This is a genomic window from Corynebacterium suicordis DSM 45110 (assembly GCF_015351405.1).
GTDB classification, from domain to species: domain Bacteria; phylum Actinomycetota; class Actinomycetes; order Mycobacteriales; family Mycobacteriaceae; genus Corynebacterium; species Corynebacterium suicordis.
Genome location: NZ_JADKMY010000001.1, coordinates 853,530 through 869,140 on the forward strand (window position 1 = coordinate 853,530; position 15,611 = coordinate 869,140).

14 protein-coding genes are annotated in these 15,611 nt (G+C 61.2%); 7 read left to right on the forward strand and 7 right to left on the reverse strand.

Translation table 11 applies throughout. The annotated features are described in order from the left end of the window. The first annotated feature begins 87 nt into the window (after positions 1 to 87). On the forward strand, positions 88 to 960 hold the full coding sequence (locus IRY30_RS04020) for a methyltransferase domain-containing protein (protein ID WP_194556073.1): 873 nt from the start codon (positions 88 to 90) through the stop codon (positions 958 to 960). 70 nt (positions 961 to 1,030) lie between these two features. Here IRY30_RS04020 and IRY30_RS04025 read toward each other — a convergent pair whose 3' ends face one another. Both IRY30_RS04025 and glgA read right to left on the reverse strand, forming a co-directional pair. Continuing rightward, positions 1,031 to 2,575, reverse strand: a complete 1,545-nt coding sequence (locus tag IRY30_RS04025; RefSeq protein ID WP_194556074.1) for a GH32 C-terminal domain-containing protein — start codon at positions 2,573 to 2,575, stop codon at positions 1,031 to 1,033. A gap of 23 nt (positions 2,576 to 2,598) precedes the next feature. Beyond that, the gene (gene glgA / locus IRY30_RS04030) at positions 2,599 to 3,783 is read right to left on the reverse strand and encodes a glycogen synthase (RefSeq protein ID WP_194556075.1); all 1,185 of its coding nucleotides are present in this window, start codon (positions 3,781 to 3,783) and stop codon (positions 2,599 to 2,601) included. A 112-nt stretch (positions 3,784 to 3,895) separates the two neighbouring features. Here glgA and glgC point away from each other — a divergent pair, with 112 nt between their 5' ends. Continuing rightward, positions 3,896 to 5,113 carry a glucose-1-phosphate adenylyltransferase gene (glgC, locus tag IRY30_RS04035; protein WP_309825151.1) on the forward strand — a complete coding sequence of 406 codons (1,218 nt, stop codon included), beginning with the start codon at positions 3,896 to 3,898 and terminating at the stop codon, positions 5,111 to 5,113. 81 nt (positions 5,114 to 5,194) lie between these two features. Here the strand turns inward: glgC and IRY30_RS04040 are convergent, their stop codons facing one another. Further along, on the reverse strand, positions 5,195 to 5,893 hold the full coding sequence (locus tag IRY30_RS04040; protein WP_309825149.1) for an O-methyltransferase: 699 nt from the start codon (positions 5,891 to 5,893) through the stop codon (positions 5,195 to 5,197). A gap of 186 nt (positions 5,894 to 6,079) precedes the next feature. Here IRY30_RS04040 and sigE point away from each other — a divergent pair, with 186 nt between their 5' ends. From sigE to IRY30_RS04055, 3 genes are all read left to right on the forward strand, one after another. Further along, a complete protein-coding gene (gene sigE / locus IRY30_RS04045; protein ID WP_194556078.1) occupies positions 6,080 to 6,670 on the forward strand; it encodes an RNA polymerase sigma factor SigE in 591 nt (196 codons plus the stop codon). Positions 6,671 to 6,790: 120 nt separating this feature from the next. Further along, the gene (locus IRY30_RS04050) at positions 6,791 to 7,165 is read left to right on the forward strand and encodes an anti-sigma factor (RefSeq protein WP_194556079.1); all 375 of its coding nucleotides are present in this window, start codon (positions 6,791 to 6,793) and stop codon (positions 7,163 to 7,165) included. A 43-nt stretch (positions 7,166 to 7,208) separates the two neighbouring features. Continuing rightward, positions 7,209 to 7,772: a Sec-independent protein translocase family protein gene (locus tag IRY30_RS04055; RefSeq protein ID WP_194556080.1), complete on the forward strand. Its 564-nt coding sequence runs from the start codon at positions 7,209 to 7,211 to the stop codon at positions 7,770 to 7,772. A gap of 21 nt (positions 7,773 to 7,793) precedes the next feature. Here IRY30_RS04055 and IRY30_RS04060 read toward each other — a convergent pair whose 3' ends face one another. From IRY30_RS04060 to IRY30_RS04070, 3 genes are read right to left on the reverse strand one after another with little or no spacing between them, the layout of a single operon-like run. Continuing rightward, positions 7,794 to 8,924, reverse strand: a complete 1,131-nt coding sequence (locus tag IRY30_RS04060; RefSeq protein ID WP_194556081.1) for an Mrp/NBP35 family ATP-binding protein — start codon at positions 8,922 to 8,924, stop codon at positions 7,794 to 7,796. Positions 8,925 to 8,959: 35 nt separating this feature from the next. Beyond that, the gene (locus IRY30_RS04065; protein WP_194556082.1) at positions 8,960 to 9,523 is read right to left on the reverse strand and encodes a DUF1003 domain-containing protein; all 564 of its coding nucleotides are present in this window, start codon (positions 9,521 to 9,523) and stop codon (positions 8,960 to 8,962) included. Between the two features lie 6 nt (positions 9,524 to 9,529). After that, positions 9,530 to 10,873 carry a magnesium transporter gene (locus tag IRY30_RS04070; protein WP_194556083.1) on the reverse strand — a complete coding sequence of 448 codons (1,344 nt, stop codon included), beginning with the start codon at positions 10,871 to 10,873 and terminating at the stop codon, positions 9,530 to 9,532. A gap of 67 nt (positions 10,874 to 10,940) precedes the next feature. Between IRY30_RS04070 and IRY30_RS04075 the strand changes: the two genes are divergently transcribed. Both IRY30_RS04075 and IRY30_RS04080 read left to right on the forward strand, forming a co-directional pair. After that, positions 10,941 to 11,165, forward strand: coding sequence for a hypothetical protein (locus IRY30_RS04075; protein ID WP_194556084.1), 225 nt, complete (start codon positions 10,941 to 10,943; stop codon positions 11,163 to 11,165). After that, positions 11,152 to 11,754 carry a hypothetical protein gene (locus IRY30_RS04080; RefSeq protein ID WP_194556085.1) on the forward strand — a complete coding sequence of 201 codons (603 nt, stop codon included), beginning with the start codon at positions 11,152 to 11,154 and terminating at the stop codon, positions 11,752 to 11,754. The genes IRY30_RS04075 and IRY30_RS04080 overlap by 14 nt, the downstream gene beginning before the upstream one ends. Before the next feature lie 90 nt (positions 11,755 to 11,844). On the opposite strand, the gene IRY30_RS04085 is transcribed toward IRY30_RS04080, so the two are convergent. Beyond that, on the reverse strand, positions 11,845 to 15,531 hold the full coding sequence (locus IRY30_RS04085; protein ID WP_194556086.1) for a multifunctional oxoglutarate decarboxylase/oxoglutarate dehydrogenase thiamine pyrophosphate-binding subunit/dihydrolipoyllysine-residue succinyltransferase subunit: 3,687 nt from the start codon (positions 15,529 to 15,531) through the stop codon (positions 11,845 to 11,847). Positions 15,532 to 15,611 lie beyond the last annotated feature (80 nt).

Here is a 15,611-nt window from a genome sequence, read left to right on the forward strand (position 1 = left end):
CCCTCTGGCCAGCGGGCGCGAGATGACAACTCGCGCAGCCGCCGGAGCTTTTCCACACGAGCTTTTCCACACGAAGGAGTGCAGCCTGTGCTTGCGGATGTCATCGACCTGCTTATCGATCCTGTCGATGGATCGGAACTACGCGCTGGCGATGAGCAATGGCGCACCATCACCTCCGCCACCGGCCACAGCTATGATGTCGCCCGCCAGGGTTATGTGACCTTGGTCGGCGGAACCGGGCTGCGTTACTCCGGCGATGATGCCTCGATGATCGATGCCCGCGAGACCTTCCTATCCGGCGGCCATTTCGCTCCCTTCGTGGAGAGCGTGACCAGCCACGTGGAAGCCGTGCTGGACAACGCTGCACCGTCCGTGGATGCTCGCCCCAGCATCGTCGAGGTGGGCGCTGGCACCGGCTACTACCTCTCCCACACGCTGGACACCATCGAGAACTCCCGCGGCGTGGGCCTGGATGTCTCCACGGCAGCGGCTAAGCGCCTGGCCGTGGCCCATCCTCGCGTGGGTGCCATTGTTGCCGACGCCTGGTCTCAGCTGCCCCTGCGCGAGAACAGCATCGATGCGATCATGGTGGTTTTCGCTCCCCGCAACGCCGCAGAATTTGCTCGTGTCCTCTCCCCAAAGGGGGAAGTGGTGGTGCTGACCGCCGACGCCGGGCACATGGCCGAATTGCGCGAGCCTCTCGGCATCATTGATGTGGAGGAGGGCAAGGTGGAGCGGATGATTGCTCAGGCTTCCGGCCACCTCGAGCCAGTGGGCCCCTCCGAGATCGTGGAATTCACCATGAACTTGGATCAGGCTTCCATTGCCGCGCAGATTGGCATGAGCCCCTCTGCGCGCCATATTCACCCTGATGTGCTCCGCGAGCGCATTGCTGAGCTGCCGGAGTCCATGGATGTGACCGCTCGCGCGGCCATCACCCGTTTGCGCCCGCTGGCCTAGGAACTTAGCGCTAGGCCTAGCGCTATAAGAACCTTGCGCTAGGCCTTTGCAGGCCGAAGCGCGCGCAGGTCTAGTCTTCGGAAACTTCTCCGCGAGCGACAGCGCGATCAGCCTCGATGGCTTCCGCGATGAAACGCTCCTGATCTTCAGGGGAGTCCAAGCCTGCGCTGGAGCGCATGATTTCCTGGCCCACGGTGAGCATGGAGTTGATGATCTCCGCACCGCCGGAAACCTCGGCTTGCAGGGAGTCCACCTTGAAATCCGTGGGGATTGCGCTGGTGAGGGAAAGCGCGCCACCATCCACGAATACCTCGCAGATTGGGCCGTCCACGAACACGGTGAGCGTGGAGGAGCTGGATTCGCTGAGCTGGGCGCTCACGGAATCGCCTTCATTGCGGGTTAGGGTGACGGTGGATCCATCGTGGGTGATGCGGGTAACGCGATCTCCTGCCTTATTCAGGATGTCCACGTTCACCGAACCTTGGCTGCAATCCAGCTGCCCGGTCCAGATCAGCGCGCGATCTGAGTAGCCCTTCACCGCGCGGGAAGCGCCCACCACATCCTGGAAAATGTGGCCGTTGAGCAGGGTGAGGAAGCGAGGAGAGGACAAGCAGTTGGCCCACTGCTCATGGAAATCAGGATGCGCTCCCACCAGACCGAACATCACGGGTTGGTCGCCGGAGATCACCCGGGGGCGGGTGAAGTCATGGCCAAAGTCCAACACGGTATAAGGCGTGCTGACGGCGAACTCCGCGCCGTCCAGCTTGCCCACCACGTAGCCGGTGGACTCGCGGGAGTTATCCGCATTGGGGTAGGTCACGAACAGCACATCGTGATCCTTGCCGGTGGCCTCATCCTGCAGGGAGACCAAGCGGGGAGCGAAAGGGCGACCCTCGGGTAGTTCGGCTTCCGGGGAAACTTCGAGTGCTCCCAGAACCTTCCAGCTCTGCCGATCGGTAGAACGCAGAACTACCACCTCGGCATCGGTCTCACCCGTGAGTGAGAGGGCGATCATCAACCAAGAACCCTCGTGCCACAGCACGTTGGGAGCCACCAGATCCTGCACCGAATGGGCGGAATCATCGATATCAATGGGTCCCAAACGCTCTACGCGGTGATCAGCAGGGGAGGGGTCATCGGAGACATCGTGGAGTTCCGTGACATCGGGGATGTGTGCGCGCTGAATCTGGAAGCGACGCGATCCCTTGCTGCCGTGGTCAATATTGTTGCCCTGCAGCTGCGCCTTGTCTGAGTGCGGATCTAGTGGCGTCGAGGTCACGAAGAAGAGTTCGACAGCGTTTTCCGTCTCGGCAGAAGCGAAGTTCGGATCGGCGGAGACCTTGATGGAAGAACCGGCCAACACGTCGATCTCATCGCCCTGTGGGGCCAGCACGTCATCGCACACGTCCCAGTCATAGGGGACATCGGAGGCTATCTGGTGCGCCCAGCGCGAGCCCTCACCCTGGCGGGGGCGGAACTGGTGGAATACGTGGAGATCCCTATCCGCCACGATGGCACCTGCTGGTGCCTCCAGCGTTCCGAGCTCTGCGGTGACGTGGAGCTCTGGTCGCGATGTGCTGTTTTCTGCCTGCGTATTAACAGAATTTGTTGACATACATTCTTTTGTACCAGCGAAATCTACAAGAGGGAGCGGTAAACCTGAATGGTTTCTTCCGCAATGGTTACCCAAGAGAAAGTGGAGACTGCCCGCTCGCGACCAGCCGCGCCAAAGGCCTCCACCTTCGCGGGGTCTGCCAGCAGGTCATTTGTGGCTTTTGCCAGTCCGGTTTCGAAGGCCTCGGGATCCGACTCCTCGTAGTGCACCAACGTTCCGGTAACCCCATCTTGGACAACCTCAGGAATGCCCCCCACATCTGAGGCGACCACAGCCGTGTTGCAGGCCATGGCCTCGAGGTTCACGATTCCCAGTGGCTCGTACACGGAGGGGCACAAGAAGGCATCGGAGGCGGTGAGGATCTCCTGTAGCAGATTCTTATCCAGCATGTTCTTCACCCAGTGCACGCCATCGCGCTCGGACTGCAGGATCTGCACCAGTTCGGTGACCTCGGCCTCGATCTCCGGGGTGTCAGGCGCGCCGGCGCACAGCACCACCTGAATCTCCGGGTCCATCATGCGGATCGCCTTGAGCAGATGAGGCACACCCTTTTGGCGAGTGATGCGACCCACGAAACTGATCAGCGGACGGGAGGGATCTACCCCCAACTCATCCAGGATGCTGCGCCCACTGGCCTCCAGGGCTTCGGCGAAAGCGGGGCGGGGCTGCCAGAGCTCGGAATCGATGCCGTTGAGCACCACGTGGATCTTGTCCGGCTCAATGTTCGGGTACGCCTCCAAGATGGCACCCTTCATCTTCTGCGATACCGCAATCACCGCATCCGCGTTCTCCATGGCGTTCTTCTCCGACCAGGAAGAAACCTCATATCCACCGCCAAGTTGCTCGCGCTTCCACGGACGGTGCGGCTCCAGGGAGTGAGCCGTGGCGATGTGAGGAATACCCCAGAGCTTGCCGCCCACATGCCCGCCCAGGCCCGTGTACCAGGTGTGGGAGTGCACCACGTCCGCCTCACCCAGCGCATTGGCCATCCGCAGGCCGGTGGAAAGGGTACGCACGGAAGCGTTGGCTTCCTGCAGTTCTGGATCCACACCGTGCACGTACACATTGGCTTCTTCGCGTGGGGCGCCCATGCAATGCACGTCCACCTGCTCCAGTTCGCGGAGGTGGCGAGTCAGCTCGGTGACATGAACCCCGGCCCCGCCATAGATTTCCGGTGGATATTCCTTGGTGAGCATCGCGATACGCATGCATTTCAGCGTAGTGCGATGGAGGGGGAATGTCCGCGCGAAAGCCAAAATCTGGACACGTTGTGGGGTGCTTGCCCGGCGAAGTTTCGCGATCCTCACTACCGTAGAAGGTGTGAAGACCACACCAAACGTCCTGTCCATCGTTCTTGCTGGTGGTGAAGGCAAACGCCTGTTCCCATTCACCGCCGACCGCGCCAAGCCCGCCGTGCCCTTCGGCGGCAACTACCGCCTGATCGATTTTGTCTTGTCCAATCTGGTTAACGCTGGTTATCACAAGATCTGCGTGCTGACCCAGTACAAGAGCCACTCACTGGACCGCCACATTTCCCAGTCATGGCAGCTCTCCGGGCTCACCGGTCAGTACATCACCCCAGTGCCCGCGCAGCAGCGCCTGGGTCGTCGCTGGTTCACGGGTTCCGCAGATGCCATCCTGCAGTCCCTCAATCTGGTGTACGACGAGCAGCCCGAGTACATCATCGTCTTCGGCGCGGATCACGTGTACCGCATGGATCCCGAACAGATGGTGGAGGCGCACATCAAGTCCGGTGCTGGTGTCACCGTGGCTGGCCTGCGCGTTCCCCGCGAAGAGGCCACGGCCTTCGGAGTGATCCAGGCCGGTGAGGATAACCGCATTGAGCAGTTCCTCGAAAAGCCTGCTGATCCTCCGAGCGTGCCCGATGACCCCGCCGTGGCCTTTGCCTCCATGGGCAATTACGTGTTCACGGCACAGACCCTCATCGATGCCCTCAAGGAGGATTCAGAGAACGAGGATTCCAATAACGACATGGGCGGGGACATCATCCCGATGCTCGTGGATCGCGGCGAAGCCTATGTGTACGACTTCTCTGAGAACTTCGTCCCCGGCGAGACCGAGCGCGACAAGGGTTATTGGCGCGACGTAGGCACCGTGGATGCCTTCTACGAGGCGCACATGGATCTCATTTCCGTGCACCCCGTGTTCAATCTGTACAACCAGAAGTGGCCCATCCACACCGCGGAAACCGGCAACTTGCCTCCCGCGAAGTTCATCAAGGGCGGCATCGCGCAGTCCTCAATGGTGGCGGCTGGTTCCATTATCTCCGCGGGCACCGTGCGTAACTCCGTGCTTTCGGAGAACGTGGTGGTGGATGATTCCGCCACGGTGGAAGGTTGTGTCCTCATGCCCGGCGTGCGCGTGGGCAAGGGCGCAGTGGTGCGGCACGCGATCATCGATAAGAACGTGATCATCAACGATGGCCAGATCATCGGTGTGGATCGCCAGCGTGACGAGGAGCGCTTCACCGTGTCTCAGGGTGGCGTGGTGTGCGTGGGTAAGAACGAAGTGGTCTAACCCTTCTTTTCGACGCCAACAACCCCACAGCCCGCCTGATTCGGCGGAGCCTGTGGGGTTGTTTCTATCTGGGGAAAGCCTCTAAGCGTGCTTGGTGATCAGCGTGAGACCAGCACCCAGGGGTAGGCGGCTGCAGGTGACTCCGGGCATATCCCGAATGGCACTATCTGCCTCGCGAGCTGCCACTGTCTGGCGATCAGTGCGGGAGCTATCCGCGATCAGGCCGTCCAGCAGGGAATCCAGCAGCACCAATACTCCGCCTGGGCGCAGCGCGGGCAGCGTGGCTTCCACGATGCGCAGCAGGTCTTCTTCCGGGGTGTCCGCGATGGCGATATCGTAGCTATCCTGCGCCAAGCGGCCCACCACATCCAGCGGAGCGCTGGGGAGGAAGCGGAAGGTGTTCTGGCGTTTTCCAGCAGCCTCGAATGCCATCCGTGCCAGCTTCTGGTGCTGCACCTCGGGCTCGATGCACGTGACGTGCCCGTTGCCCGCACCCTGCACGCTAGACTCCTGCATGCTCAGGCCTTGGAAGAGGTGCAGGCCGATCACTCCACAGGCGGGAGACATGACGATAGCCGTGGGGGTGTGGGCAGCCTGGGTAGCGTTGGCTGCCGCGCGAGCGGCCAGGAATGTCAGGAACTCGGTGGTGAGGGCATCCGGGGTGGAGAGGCCAAATTCTGCAGCGGCCTCATTGGCAGCGGCGATGATCTCATCCTGCGCAGCCGTATCGGCGACGAGAGAGCGGATCGACTCGAGGGGGGAAGTTTGTGCAGCATTCACAACGGCAACCATAGGGGAGGAACTGCCAAAACTTGTGTGAGCACCCGGAGTGTTGGAGGGGTGGCGTCGAAAAAGAAAGAAGAGTTAACGCGTGTGAAAGCAGTGACCACGGGGACATCGTGATTCACAGGTAATTACATGGGCAAAACTCAGGGAAGTCGAACCTCTGTGATTCAATATTGGTATATGTCATCGCACGCTGAGCCTGCCACCGCATTATCCACCGCCGAATTCGACGCGGGTTCCGGAGACATGCCTTCCTGGAGCGAACTGGTAGAGCAGCACGCGGACAACGTGTATCGACTGGCCTACCGCCTCTCCGGTAACCAGCACGATGCCGAAGACCTCACGCAGGAAACGTTCATGCGCGTCTTCCGCAGCCTGAAGAACTACCGACCAGGCACTTTTGAGGGCTGGCTGCACCGCATCACCACCAACCTCTTCCTGGACATGGTGCGTCACCGCTCCACGATCCGCATGGAGGCGTTGCCTGAGGATTACGACCGGGTTGAGGGCACCTCGCCCAACCCCGAGCAGCACTATGAAATGCACAACCTGGATCCCGCGCTGGAAAAGGCCCTGGATCAGCTGCCCCCGGATTTCCGCGTGGCCGTGGTGCTGTGTGACGTGCTGGGCATGTCTTACGAGGAGATTGCCACCACGCTGGGCGTGAAGATGGGCACGGTGCGTTCTCGCATTCACCGCTCGCGAGCGCAGCTGCGGGACATGCTGGAGCGCGATGAAGTGCGCGGCGAGCTGAGTTACGTGGGCCGCTAGCTCTCGCAACGAAAGCTCCCCAAAAAGGCTCGCAGAAAAAGCGAGTATTTTCGGGTAGTGCCAGTGAAAACAATGACAGCCCAGATTTGAGATTCGAGCGAAAGGATACCGACAGCCACCATGGTTTCTCACATTGATGAAACGGACACGCAACTCTCGGTTGAACACCTTTCCCTCGAAGCTATCGCCGCCCTGGCGGATGGCGAGCTTTCGCGCCGGGCAGAGCACCGCGCCAAGGTCCATATCGTGCACTGCGAGCAGTGCCGCGCCCAGGTAACCAAGCAGCGCGAGGCCAGCGAAAGGCTGCGGGAGAACTGCGAGGTCAAGGCCTCGGGATCCCTCATCGAGCGGCTCTCCCGGATACCCGAGAACACGGATCAAGAATCCCGCCCGCATCAGTTCGGGGTGGACGGCTGCCGCCGCCCGGAAACCTTCATCGACGGCGTGGATCTGCTGCTGCGAAAAATGCACAAAGCACAGCGGAGAAGCAAGTGATATCGCTGCCCCTCGCCGGGCCCAAGTGAGATAAGGTAAACGGGTGTTTTCTAACGTTGGTTTTGGAGAAATCCTAGTTCTCCTCATAGTCGGGTTCCTGCTCATCGGTCCCGAGCGCCTGCCTGGCCTCATCAAGGAAGTTCAGGCCATCATCTTGGCCATCCGCAATGCCGTGGGTCAGGCCAAGGAGCAGCTGGACGGGGAATTCGGCGATGAGTTCAAGCAATTCTCCAAGCCACTGGCTGAGCTAAACAATGTTCGCCAGATGGGTGCCCGGGGGTTCATCACCAAGACCCTGCTGGATGGGGATGACACCTTCCTGACCAGCCTGGATAGTACCAAGAAGGACGTACAGGGGACGGTGGATACCGTGCGCAAGGCCAACGTACGGGATACCCTGCGCGGAGCCACCACTTCGCCGCAGGCTACCCAGCAGGCTTCCGAGCCTGCGGTGCCAGTGCAGCAGCAGGCCGCAGCGGGGGAGTCCACCGCGCAGGAGAGCCCCATTCAGAACACTGCCCAGGACATGGTGCAGGATCTCAGCCACGCCGAGGGGCAGGGCAGGCTCTCCTCCGGTGAAACCACCAAGTGGGATGACGTAGTTTAAGCGCTGGCTTCTGCCAAGCTTTTACTTCTTGGTGACGCCAAGATTCAAGGACTTACCCGCCAGCGATGAGCGGCGCAGAGCCAGGTGATCGGCAATCGCGCCAAACGCCACCGTAACTTCCGCGTTGGGCTCAGCCTTCACGATCGGGTTGCCCAGGTCTCCACCGATGCGCAGATTGGGATCCAGTGGGATCTGACCCAGCAGCGGAACCTTGGTTCCGGCGATCTGGGACAAGCGATCAGCCACGAATTGGCCACCACCGGAACCGAATGGCTCCATGCGGGTGCCATCGGGAAGATCCATCCAGCTCATGTTCTCAATCACGCCGCCGATGCGCTGGCGGGTCTGTTGGGAAATAGAACCGGCGCGCTCTGCCACCTCAGCGGCAGCAGCCTGCGGGGTGGTGACGATCAGTAGTTCCGCGTTGGGCACCAGCTGTGCCACGGAAATGGCCACATCGCCGGTTCCTGGTGGCAGGTCCAGCAGGAGGATATCCAGGTCTCCCCAGAACACATCTCCCAGGAACTGCTGGATAGCGCGGTGCAGCATGGGCCCGCGCCACACCACGGGGGAGTTGTCTCCCACGAAGTGGCCGATGGAGATCAGCTTCACGCCATGAGCCTGCAGCGGCATGATCATCTCATCCACCTGGTGCGGCTTGTCCGTGGAACCCATGAGGTGAGGAATGGAGTGGCCGTAGATATCCGCGTCCACGATGCCCACCTGCAGTCCCCGCTTGGCCAGTGCCACGGCGAGGTTCACGGTGACGCTGGACTTGCCCACCCCACCCTTGCCGGAGGCGATGGCATACACGCGCGTGGTGGAATCCGGCTGAGCAAACGGGATCACTGGGTCGGCTGAGTCTCCGCGCACCTTCACGCGGATCTCGCGGCGCTGCTCATCGCTCATCACATCGGTGGTGACGGTGGCGGTTTCCACGCCCTCCACGCTCAAGGTGGCCTCGCGGGTGGCTTCCGTGAGGTGGGTCTTCATCGGGCAACCAGCGATGGTGAGATAGATCTCCACCGCTACGTCGGAACCGTTGATCTCGATGGACTTAACCATGCCCAGGTCGGTGATGGAACGGTTGAGTTCGGGATCCTCTACGTGGGACAGCGCGCTGCGCACAGCGGATTCAGTAACAATCGACATGATCATTCCATCCTAACGCAGCCCCGGACACGCAACTAACGCCGCGATGACCTCGGCTCTTCGGCATCAGCCTGCGGTGGATCCTGCAACGAGGCCTCATCGTGGCGAGTGTCTTCCAGCTTGTCCTCGATGCGATGCATGAGGTCGGTGAGTTCTTCCATTTCTCGACGCAAATAATCGCGCGTCACCATATCGCCCACCGAAATACGCACTCCGGCCAGCTCTCGCGCCAGGAATTCGGTATCCGCCTTGGTTTCCGCCGTGCGGCGTCGATCCTCATCCAAGGAGACGCGGTCGCGGTCATCCTGGCGGTTCTGCGCCAGCAGAATCAGGGGTGCAGCGTAGGCAGCCTGGGTGGAGAAAGCCAGGTTGAGCAGGATGAATGGGTATGGATCCCACGCGAACCAGAAGAGGCCCAGGTTCATGAGGATCCACAGGATCACGAAGATGGTCTGCCACGCGAGGTACTGACCGGTGCCCAGGAAACGAGCTACCCGCTCGGCCACGGCCCCCACGCTGTCGCCATCGAGGCTGATCCGCTTGCGCCGCACAGATTGGATCGGAGTTTCCAGCTCAGTCTTCTTGTAATTTCTGGCCATCGGACGTTATGCCTCCTTCTGTGAAGCGGTGCGGGTATTGGAAACGGGGGAGGCCTTAGCTACCGGGGAGGGAGCAGGAGAGGCGGGCGTGGGATCCACACGCCAGTCCTGCTGTCGCCAATCCTCGGGGAGCAGGTGATCCAAGAGGTCATCCACGGAGACTGCTCCCAGCAGGTGATTATCCTGATCCAGCACGGGACCGCACACCAGGTTGTAGGTGGCGAAGTAACGCGCAGCTGTCTCCTGGCTGTCCTCCGCGTACAGGGCGGGCAGTTCCAGGTCCAGGATGCCGCCGATCTGCGTGGAAGGTGGCTCGCGCAGCAGCTTCTGCAGGTGCACGCAGCCCAGGTACTTGCCGGTGGGAGTGGCCTGAGGAGGCCGAGCCACGAACACCATGGAGGCCAAGGACGTGGGCAGTTCCGGGTTGCGGGCATGCGCCAGAGCCTCTGCCACGGTTGCCTGCGGCATGAGGATGATTGGCTCCGGGGTCATCAGTGCACCCACGGTATCCGGGCTGAACGTCATCAGGCGGCGCACGGAATCGGAATCCTCCGGATTCATCAGCTCCAGCAGCACGTCAGACTTATCCCCGGGCAGCTCCGCGAGCACGTCGGCGGCATCGTCCGGATCCATTTCCTCCAGCACGTCTGCGGCGCGCTCGATGTTCAGGTTGCTCAGGATGTCCACCTGGTAATCATCTGGCATCTCCGCCAGCACGTCAGCCAGGCGTTCATCGTCCAGCTCCTGGGCAATCTTCACGCGGCGCGTCTCGGGCATTTCGTGCAAGGCATTCGCCACGTCGGCGTTGCGCATCTCGCTGAAGGAAGCGATGAGCTCCGCATCCGGGTTCACCCGTCCGGTACCAGAGGCGTGCAGGCCCTGGATGTTCTCCAGCGGGATGATCGTCACCTGGGTGCGCCGACCCAGCCGGGAGCGCTGGGCAATGGCCACGCGCCGGATACGCCAATCGCGGGTGCGGTTGAGTTCCATTTCCACGTCCACGATCTCCACGGGGCGACCGTGCAGCTCAGGGTGCTCCGGATCATCCGTGTGCACCTTGGCACCCAGCAGATCATCCATCAGGGAGATCTCGCCGGAACGAGCCTTGAAGGGGCGCAGGTTCACGGAACTGCTCACCATGGTCAGTTCGTTTTCCGTGATGGAACCGATGCGCAACATGGGAAGGAAAATCTTCCGCTTGGTCACCAGTTCCACCACCACGCCCAGGGCGGTGGCTTTGTCGTCATAGATGGACACCGCCACGTCGCGCACGCGTCCCACCGAATCCCCGTCCGGTCCTAAAACGATCATCCCCGCAAGACGTCCAGCAAACACACGCATACCACTCATAACGGTCAAGCCTACTGCACGCAGGTAATGTAGTTGTGTCTCGATCACTCATGGAGGTAATTGCACAGTGCGGACGCTCAGCAGGCTCATTACGGGTGGCTTAGTGGGCTTGGCCTGCGTGCTTGCCGCGCTCGGCCATTCCATGTGGATCGCTCACGCCGTGGCCGCGGTGTTCTCCTTCCTCGCGGTGGTTCTGGCCTCCCAGGGGCGCCGCAGAGGCAGCGCCTCCGGTTGGTGGCTGCTCGTTCCCCCAGTAGCTCTGATTGCGGTGTATTTCTATGCGTGGTTCTAAATCCTCCGTGGCTCTCGCCGGCCTTCTGACTGCTGCGGGCCTGGCCCTTTCCAGCTGCTCGCTGATGCCCGTGGCCGATGATGAAGCCCCACTGCCCAAGCAGGAGGCGCGCATTGCCGTGCCCAAGCAGGGGTTCCCCAGCATTGATCCGGAGCTGGCTAGGGAGGTGCGCGATTCCCTCGCCGAGAAATTGGGTGAAGAAGATCGGCCAACCCGGAATGTGGACGTGGTGGCGTCGAAAAGAATCGAAACGCTGGCCCGCGGCGAGGCCGATGTGACCTACGGTTGCCTGGGGGAAATGTTGGATCTTCTCGACGCCAATGCGGCCGACCAGCTCCGCTATGACTACTCGCAAGATGATGAAAAAGACCAGGTTGCCTGGCGCAATTCCACCGCCGCGGTGCTGCAGGGGGTGCTGCCCAATGAGTTCGCGCTGACTTTCCCGGGGGAGGTGCAATCCTGCAAGGATGACTCGCTGCCGCAGAATTTTGTGATGGTGTACCGCACCTCGCTGATGGATCGCGAGGATAAGGGGCAGCTGCACGAGATCATTGGTGAGGACTTCACGCAGCGCGCGGCCACTGAGTAGTTAGGTCGGCCAAGCACAGCCGCAAAAAGACCCCCGCCCGGCTCTCCTCGAAATGGAGGAAAGCTGAAGCGGGGGTCTTTGCGCGGGTTACTAGTCCGCGAAAGCCTCTTCAACGAGGGTCTTCTGCTCCATCTGGTGCACCTTGGACACACCAGTTGCAGTAGAGGACTGCGCACGGCGAGAAACGCGCTTCATCTGGATACCTGGGAGGTACTCAGGCAGCTGGAGCGCCAGGAATGGCCATGGACCCTGGTTGGCTGGCTCGTCCTGCACCCAGCGGATCTCCTCAGCATTGGGGTAGTTGCCCAGTGCATCGCGGATCCGGTTGTAAGGGATTGGGTGCAGCATCTCCACGCGGACGATAGCCACGTCATCGCGCTCATCTTCCTGCTGCTTCTTAGCGAGGTCGTAGTAGACCTTGCCGGAGCACAGCAGCACCTTCTTCACGTTCTTGCTCACGCCGTCGTGACGAGGATCGTCGATGACGGACTGGAACTTGGTGGTTTCCGTGAAGTCCTCAATGGAGGAAACGGCGGCCTTGTTGCGCAGCATGGACTTCGGGGTGAAGACCACCAGTGGGCGCTTCAAGCTGCCCAGTGCGTGGCGGCGCAGCAGGTGGAAGTAGTTGGCCGGCGTGGTGGGCTGAGCCACGGTCCAGGAACCCTCTGCGGACATCTGCAGGAAACGCTCGATGCGTGCGGAGGAGTGGTCTGGGCCCTGGCCCTCGTAACCGTGTGGCAGCAGCAGCACCAGCGAGGACTTCTGTCCCCACTTGGCTTCACCGGAGGACACGTACTCGTCGATGACGGTCTGTGCACCGTTGATGAAGTCACCGAACTGGGCTTCCCAGATCACCAGGGCGTCTGGGTTACCCACGGTGTAGCCGTACTCGAAGCCCACCGCAGCGAACTCGGTCAGTGCGGAGTTGTAGGCGCGGAAGGAACCACCGTTGCCGGCTTCCTCAGCCAGCTCCTGCAGTGGGTTGTAGCGATCCAGATCCTCGTGATCGAACAGCACTGCGTGACGCTGGGTGAAGGTACCGCGGAGGGAATCCTCACCGATCAGGCGGACCAGCTTGCCGCCCTTGGCCAGAGAGCCGAAGGCGATGAGCTCACCGAAGCCCCAGTCGATGTTGCCCTTCTCGGACATTTCCTTGCGCTTCTTGACCACTGGGGCCACGCGTGGGTGGACCTTCAGGTAGTCAGGCGTGTTGTAGAACTTGTCGCCGATCTCGGCCAGCAGTTCCTTGGAGATGGAGGTGTCCAAGCCGTGCGGCAGGTCCTGAGACGCGGTGATGCCGGTCTGCTCCTGAGGCTTGCCACCCTTTTCTGCCTGGCGGACATCGTTGAACACCTGCTCGAGCTGCTCGTGGAAGTCGCGCTGTACCTTCTCGGCATCTTCCTCGGAGAGGTCTCCGCGACCGATGAGGGTCTCGGTGTACTGCGCGCGGGAGGTGGGCAGCTCGGAGATGATCTTGTACATCAGCGGCTGGGTCATGGAAGGATCGTCGGCTTCGTTGTGACCGCGGCGACGGTAGGTCACCAGGTCGATGAAGACATCCTTGCCGTACTTGTTGCGGTAGTCCACGGCCAGCTGAGCAACCCAGACCACGGCTTCGGCGTCATCACCGTTGACGTGGAAGACAGGGGAGTCGAAGCCCTTGGCCAGGTCGGTTGCGTAGTAGGTGGAACGGCCCGCATCAGGGGTGGTGGTGAAGCCAATCTGGTTGTTGACGACGATGTGGACGGTGCCGCCCACCTCGTAGGCATCCAGCTTGGCCAGGTTCAGGGTTTCCTGAACGATGCCCAGGCCGGTGAAGGAGGCGTCGCCATGCAGCATGATTGGCAGCACGGTGCGCTCTTCGCCCTTGTCCAGCAGGTCCTGACGGGCGCGGGCGATGCCCTCCATCACGGGATCCACGGCTTCCAGGTGGGAAGGGTTGGCGGCGAGGTAGACCTCGATATCGCCTTCACCAAACATCTGGTGGTAGTGGCCGCGGGAGCCCAGGTGGTACTTCACATCGCCGGAACCGCCAGCGGAGGCTGGGTCGATGTTGCCCTCGAACTCGGTGAAGATCTTGGAGTAAGGCTTGCCCACGATGTTGGCCAGCACGTTGAGACGGCCACGGTGAGGCATGCCGATGACAACCTCGTCCAGGTTTGCACCTGCGGCGCGGTCGATGGCGGCATCCATCATTGGGATCAGGGTCTCTGCACCCTCCAGGGAGAAGCGCTTCTGTCCCACGTACTTGGTCTGCAGGAAGTTCTCGAAAGCCTCAGCTGAGTTCAGCTTCTGCAGGATGTACTTCTGCTCAGGCTGGGAGTACTTAGGCTGACCAGCCTCGATGCGCTCACGCAACCAGGAGCGCTCGTCGGCATCCATGATGTGGTGGTATTCGTAACCCACCTTGAGGGTGTAGGCCTGACGCAGCGCGGTGAGAACCTCGCGCAGGGTCATGGTCTCGCGACCCAGGAATCCACCCACGTTGAACGTGCGATCGTAATCCCACAGGGTCAAACCGTGGGTTTCGATGTTGAGGTCGGAGTGCGAAGGCACGGGCAGACCTGGCTGGGTCCAGTGCAGTGGGTCGATATCCGCGATGAGGTGACCGCGGGAGCGGTAGGACTCGATGAGCTCCATCACGCGGGTGGACTTGTCCACGCCGATGTTGGGGAGATCCTGGCTCCAGCGCACTGGTGCATAAGGCACGCGCATGGACTGGAAGATGTCATCCCAGAAAGCGTCATCGATGAGCAGACGGCTCATGGTGCGCAGGAACTCACCGGACTCTGCACCCTGGATGATGCGGTGGTCATAGGTGGACGTGATGGTGACCAGCTTGCCCACGCCCATTTCGCCCAGGCGATCCTCGGAAGCGCCAGCGAATTCTGCTGGGTAATCCATGGAGCCCACACCGATGATGGCGCCCTGGCCCTTGGTCAGGCGAGGCACGGAGTGGCGGGTACCGATGCCACCCGGGTTGGTCAGGGAGATGGTCACGCCGGAGAAGTCATCCATGGTCAGCTTGCCGTCGCGGGCACGTTTGACGATGTCCTCGTACTTCTCCACGAACTCGGCGAAGCTCAAGGTTTCAGATTCCTTGATGGCCGCCACGACCAGCGAACGGGTGCCGTTCTTGCCCATCATGTCGATAGCCAGACCCAGGTTGATGTGCTCTGGGGTTACCAGGTTGGGCTTGCCATCGATCTCTTCATAAGAGTTGTTCATATCGGGGTGAGCCATGACCGCGCGGATCAGGGCGTAACCGATGATGTGGGTGAAGCTAATCTTCCCGCCGCCACGCGCACGCAGGGTGTTGTTCACCATGGTGCGGTTTTCGAACATGAGCTTGGCTGGCATATCGCGCACCGAGGTAGCGGTGGGGATCTGCAGCGAGAGGTCCATGTTCTTCACCACGGCCTTGGCTGCACCGCGGATAACGGACTTGCCAGGTTCTGGCGCGTCCACGGGAGCCTTTGGCGCTGGTGGTGCCTGGCGTTCTGGAATGGAGGAAACCTTGGTGTGGCCGGTGTCCTTTGCGGACTTTGGCTCCACCTTGGCCGCAGCTTGAGCAACTACCTGTTGCTTTACTGCGTCCTTGGAAGACATGCGACCTTCTTCCTCAGCGGACGCAGGAGCTGATGTGTCCGCGCCTCCCTGAGGGTTCTTCTCGAAGAATTCGCGCCATTCTGGGTCAACTGCTTGCGGGTCTTTGCTGTACTGCTGGTACATCTGGTCCACCAGCCATGCATTCTGACCGAAATTCGCGCTGCTCACGGCAGTCCTCGCCTCTTTCCTTAATGACTTCAGTGTCGGCCACCCACCCTACTACAAATGCGGGCGTGGCCCGCGACTCA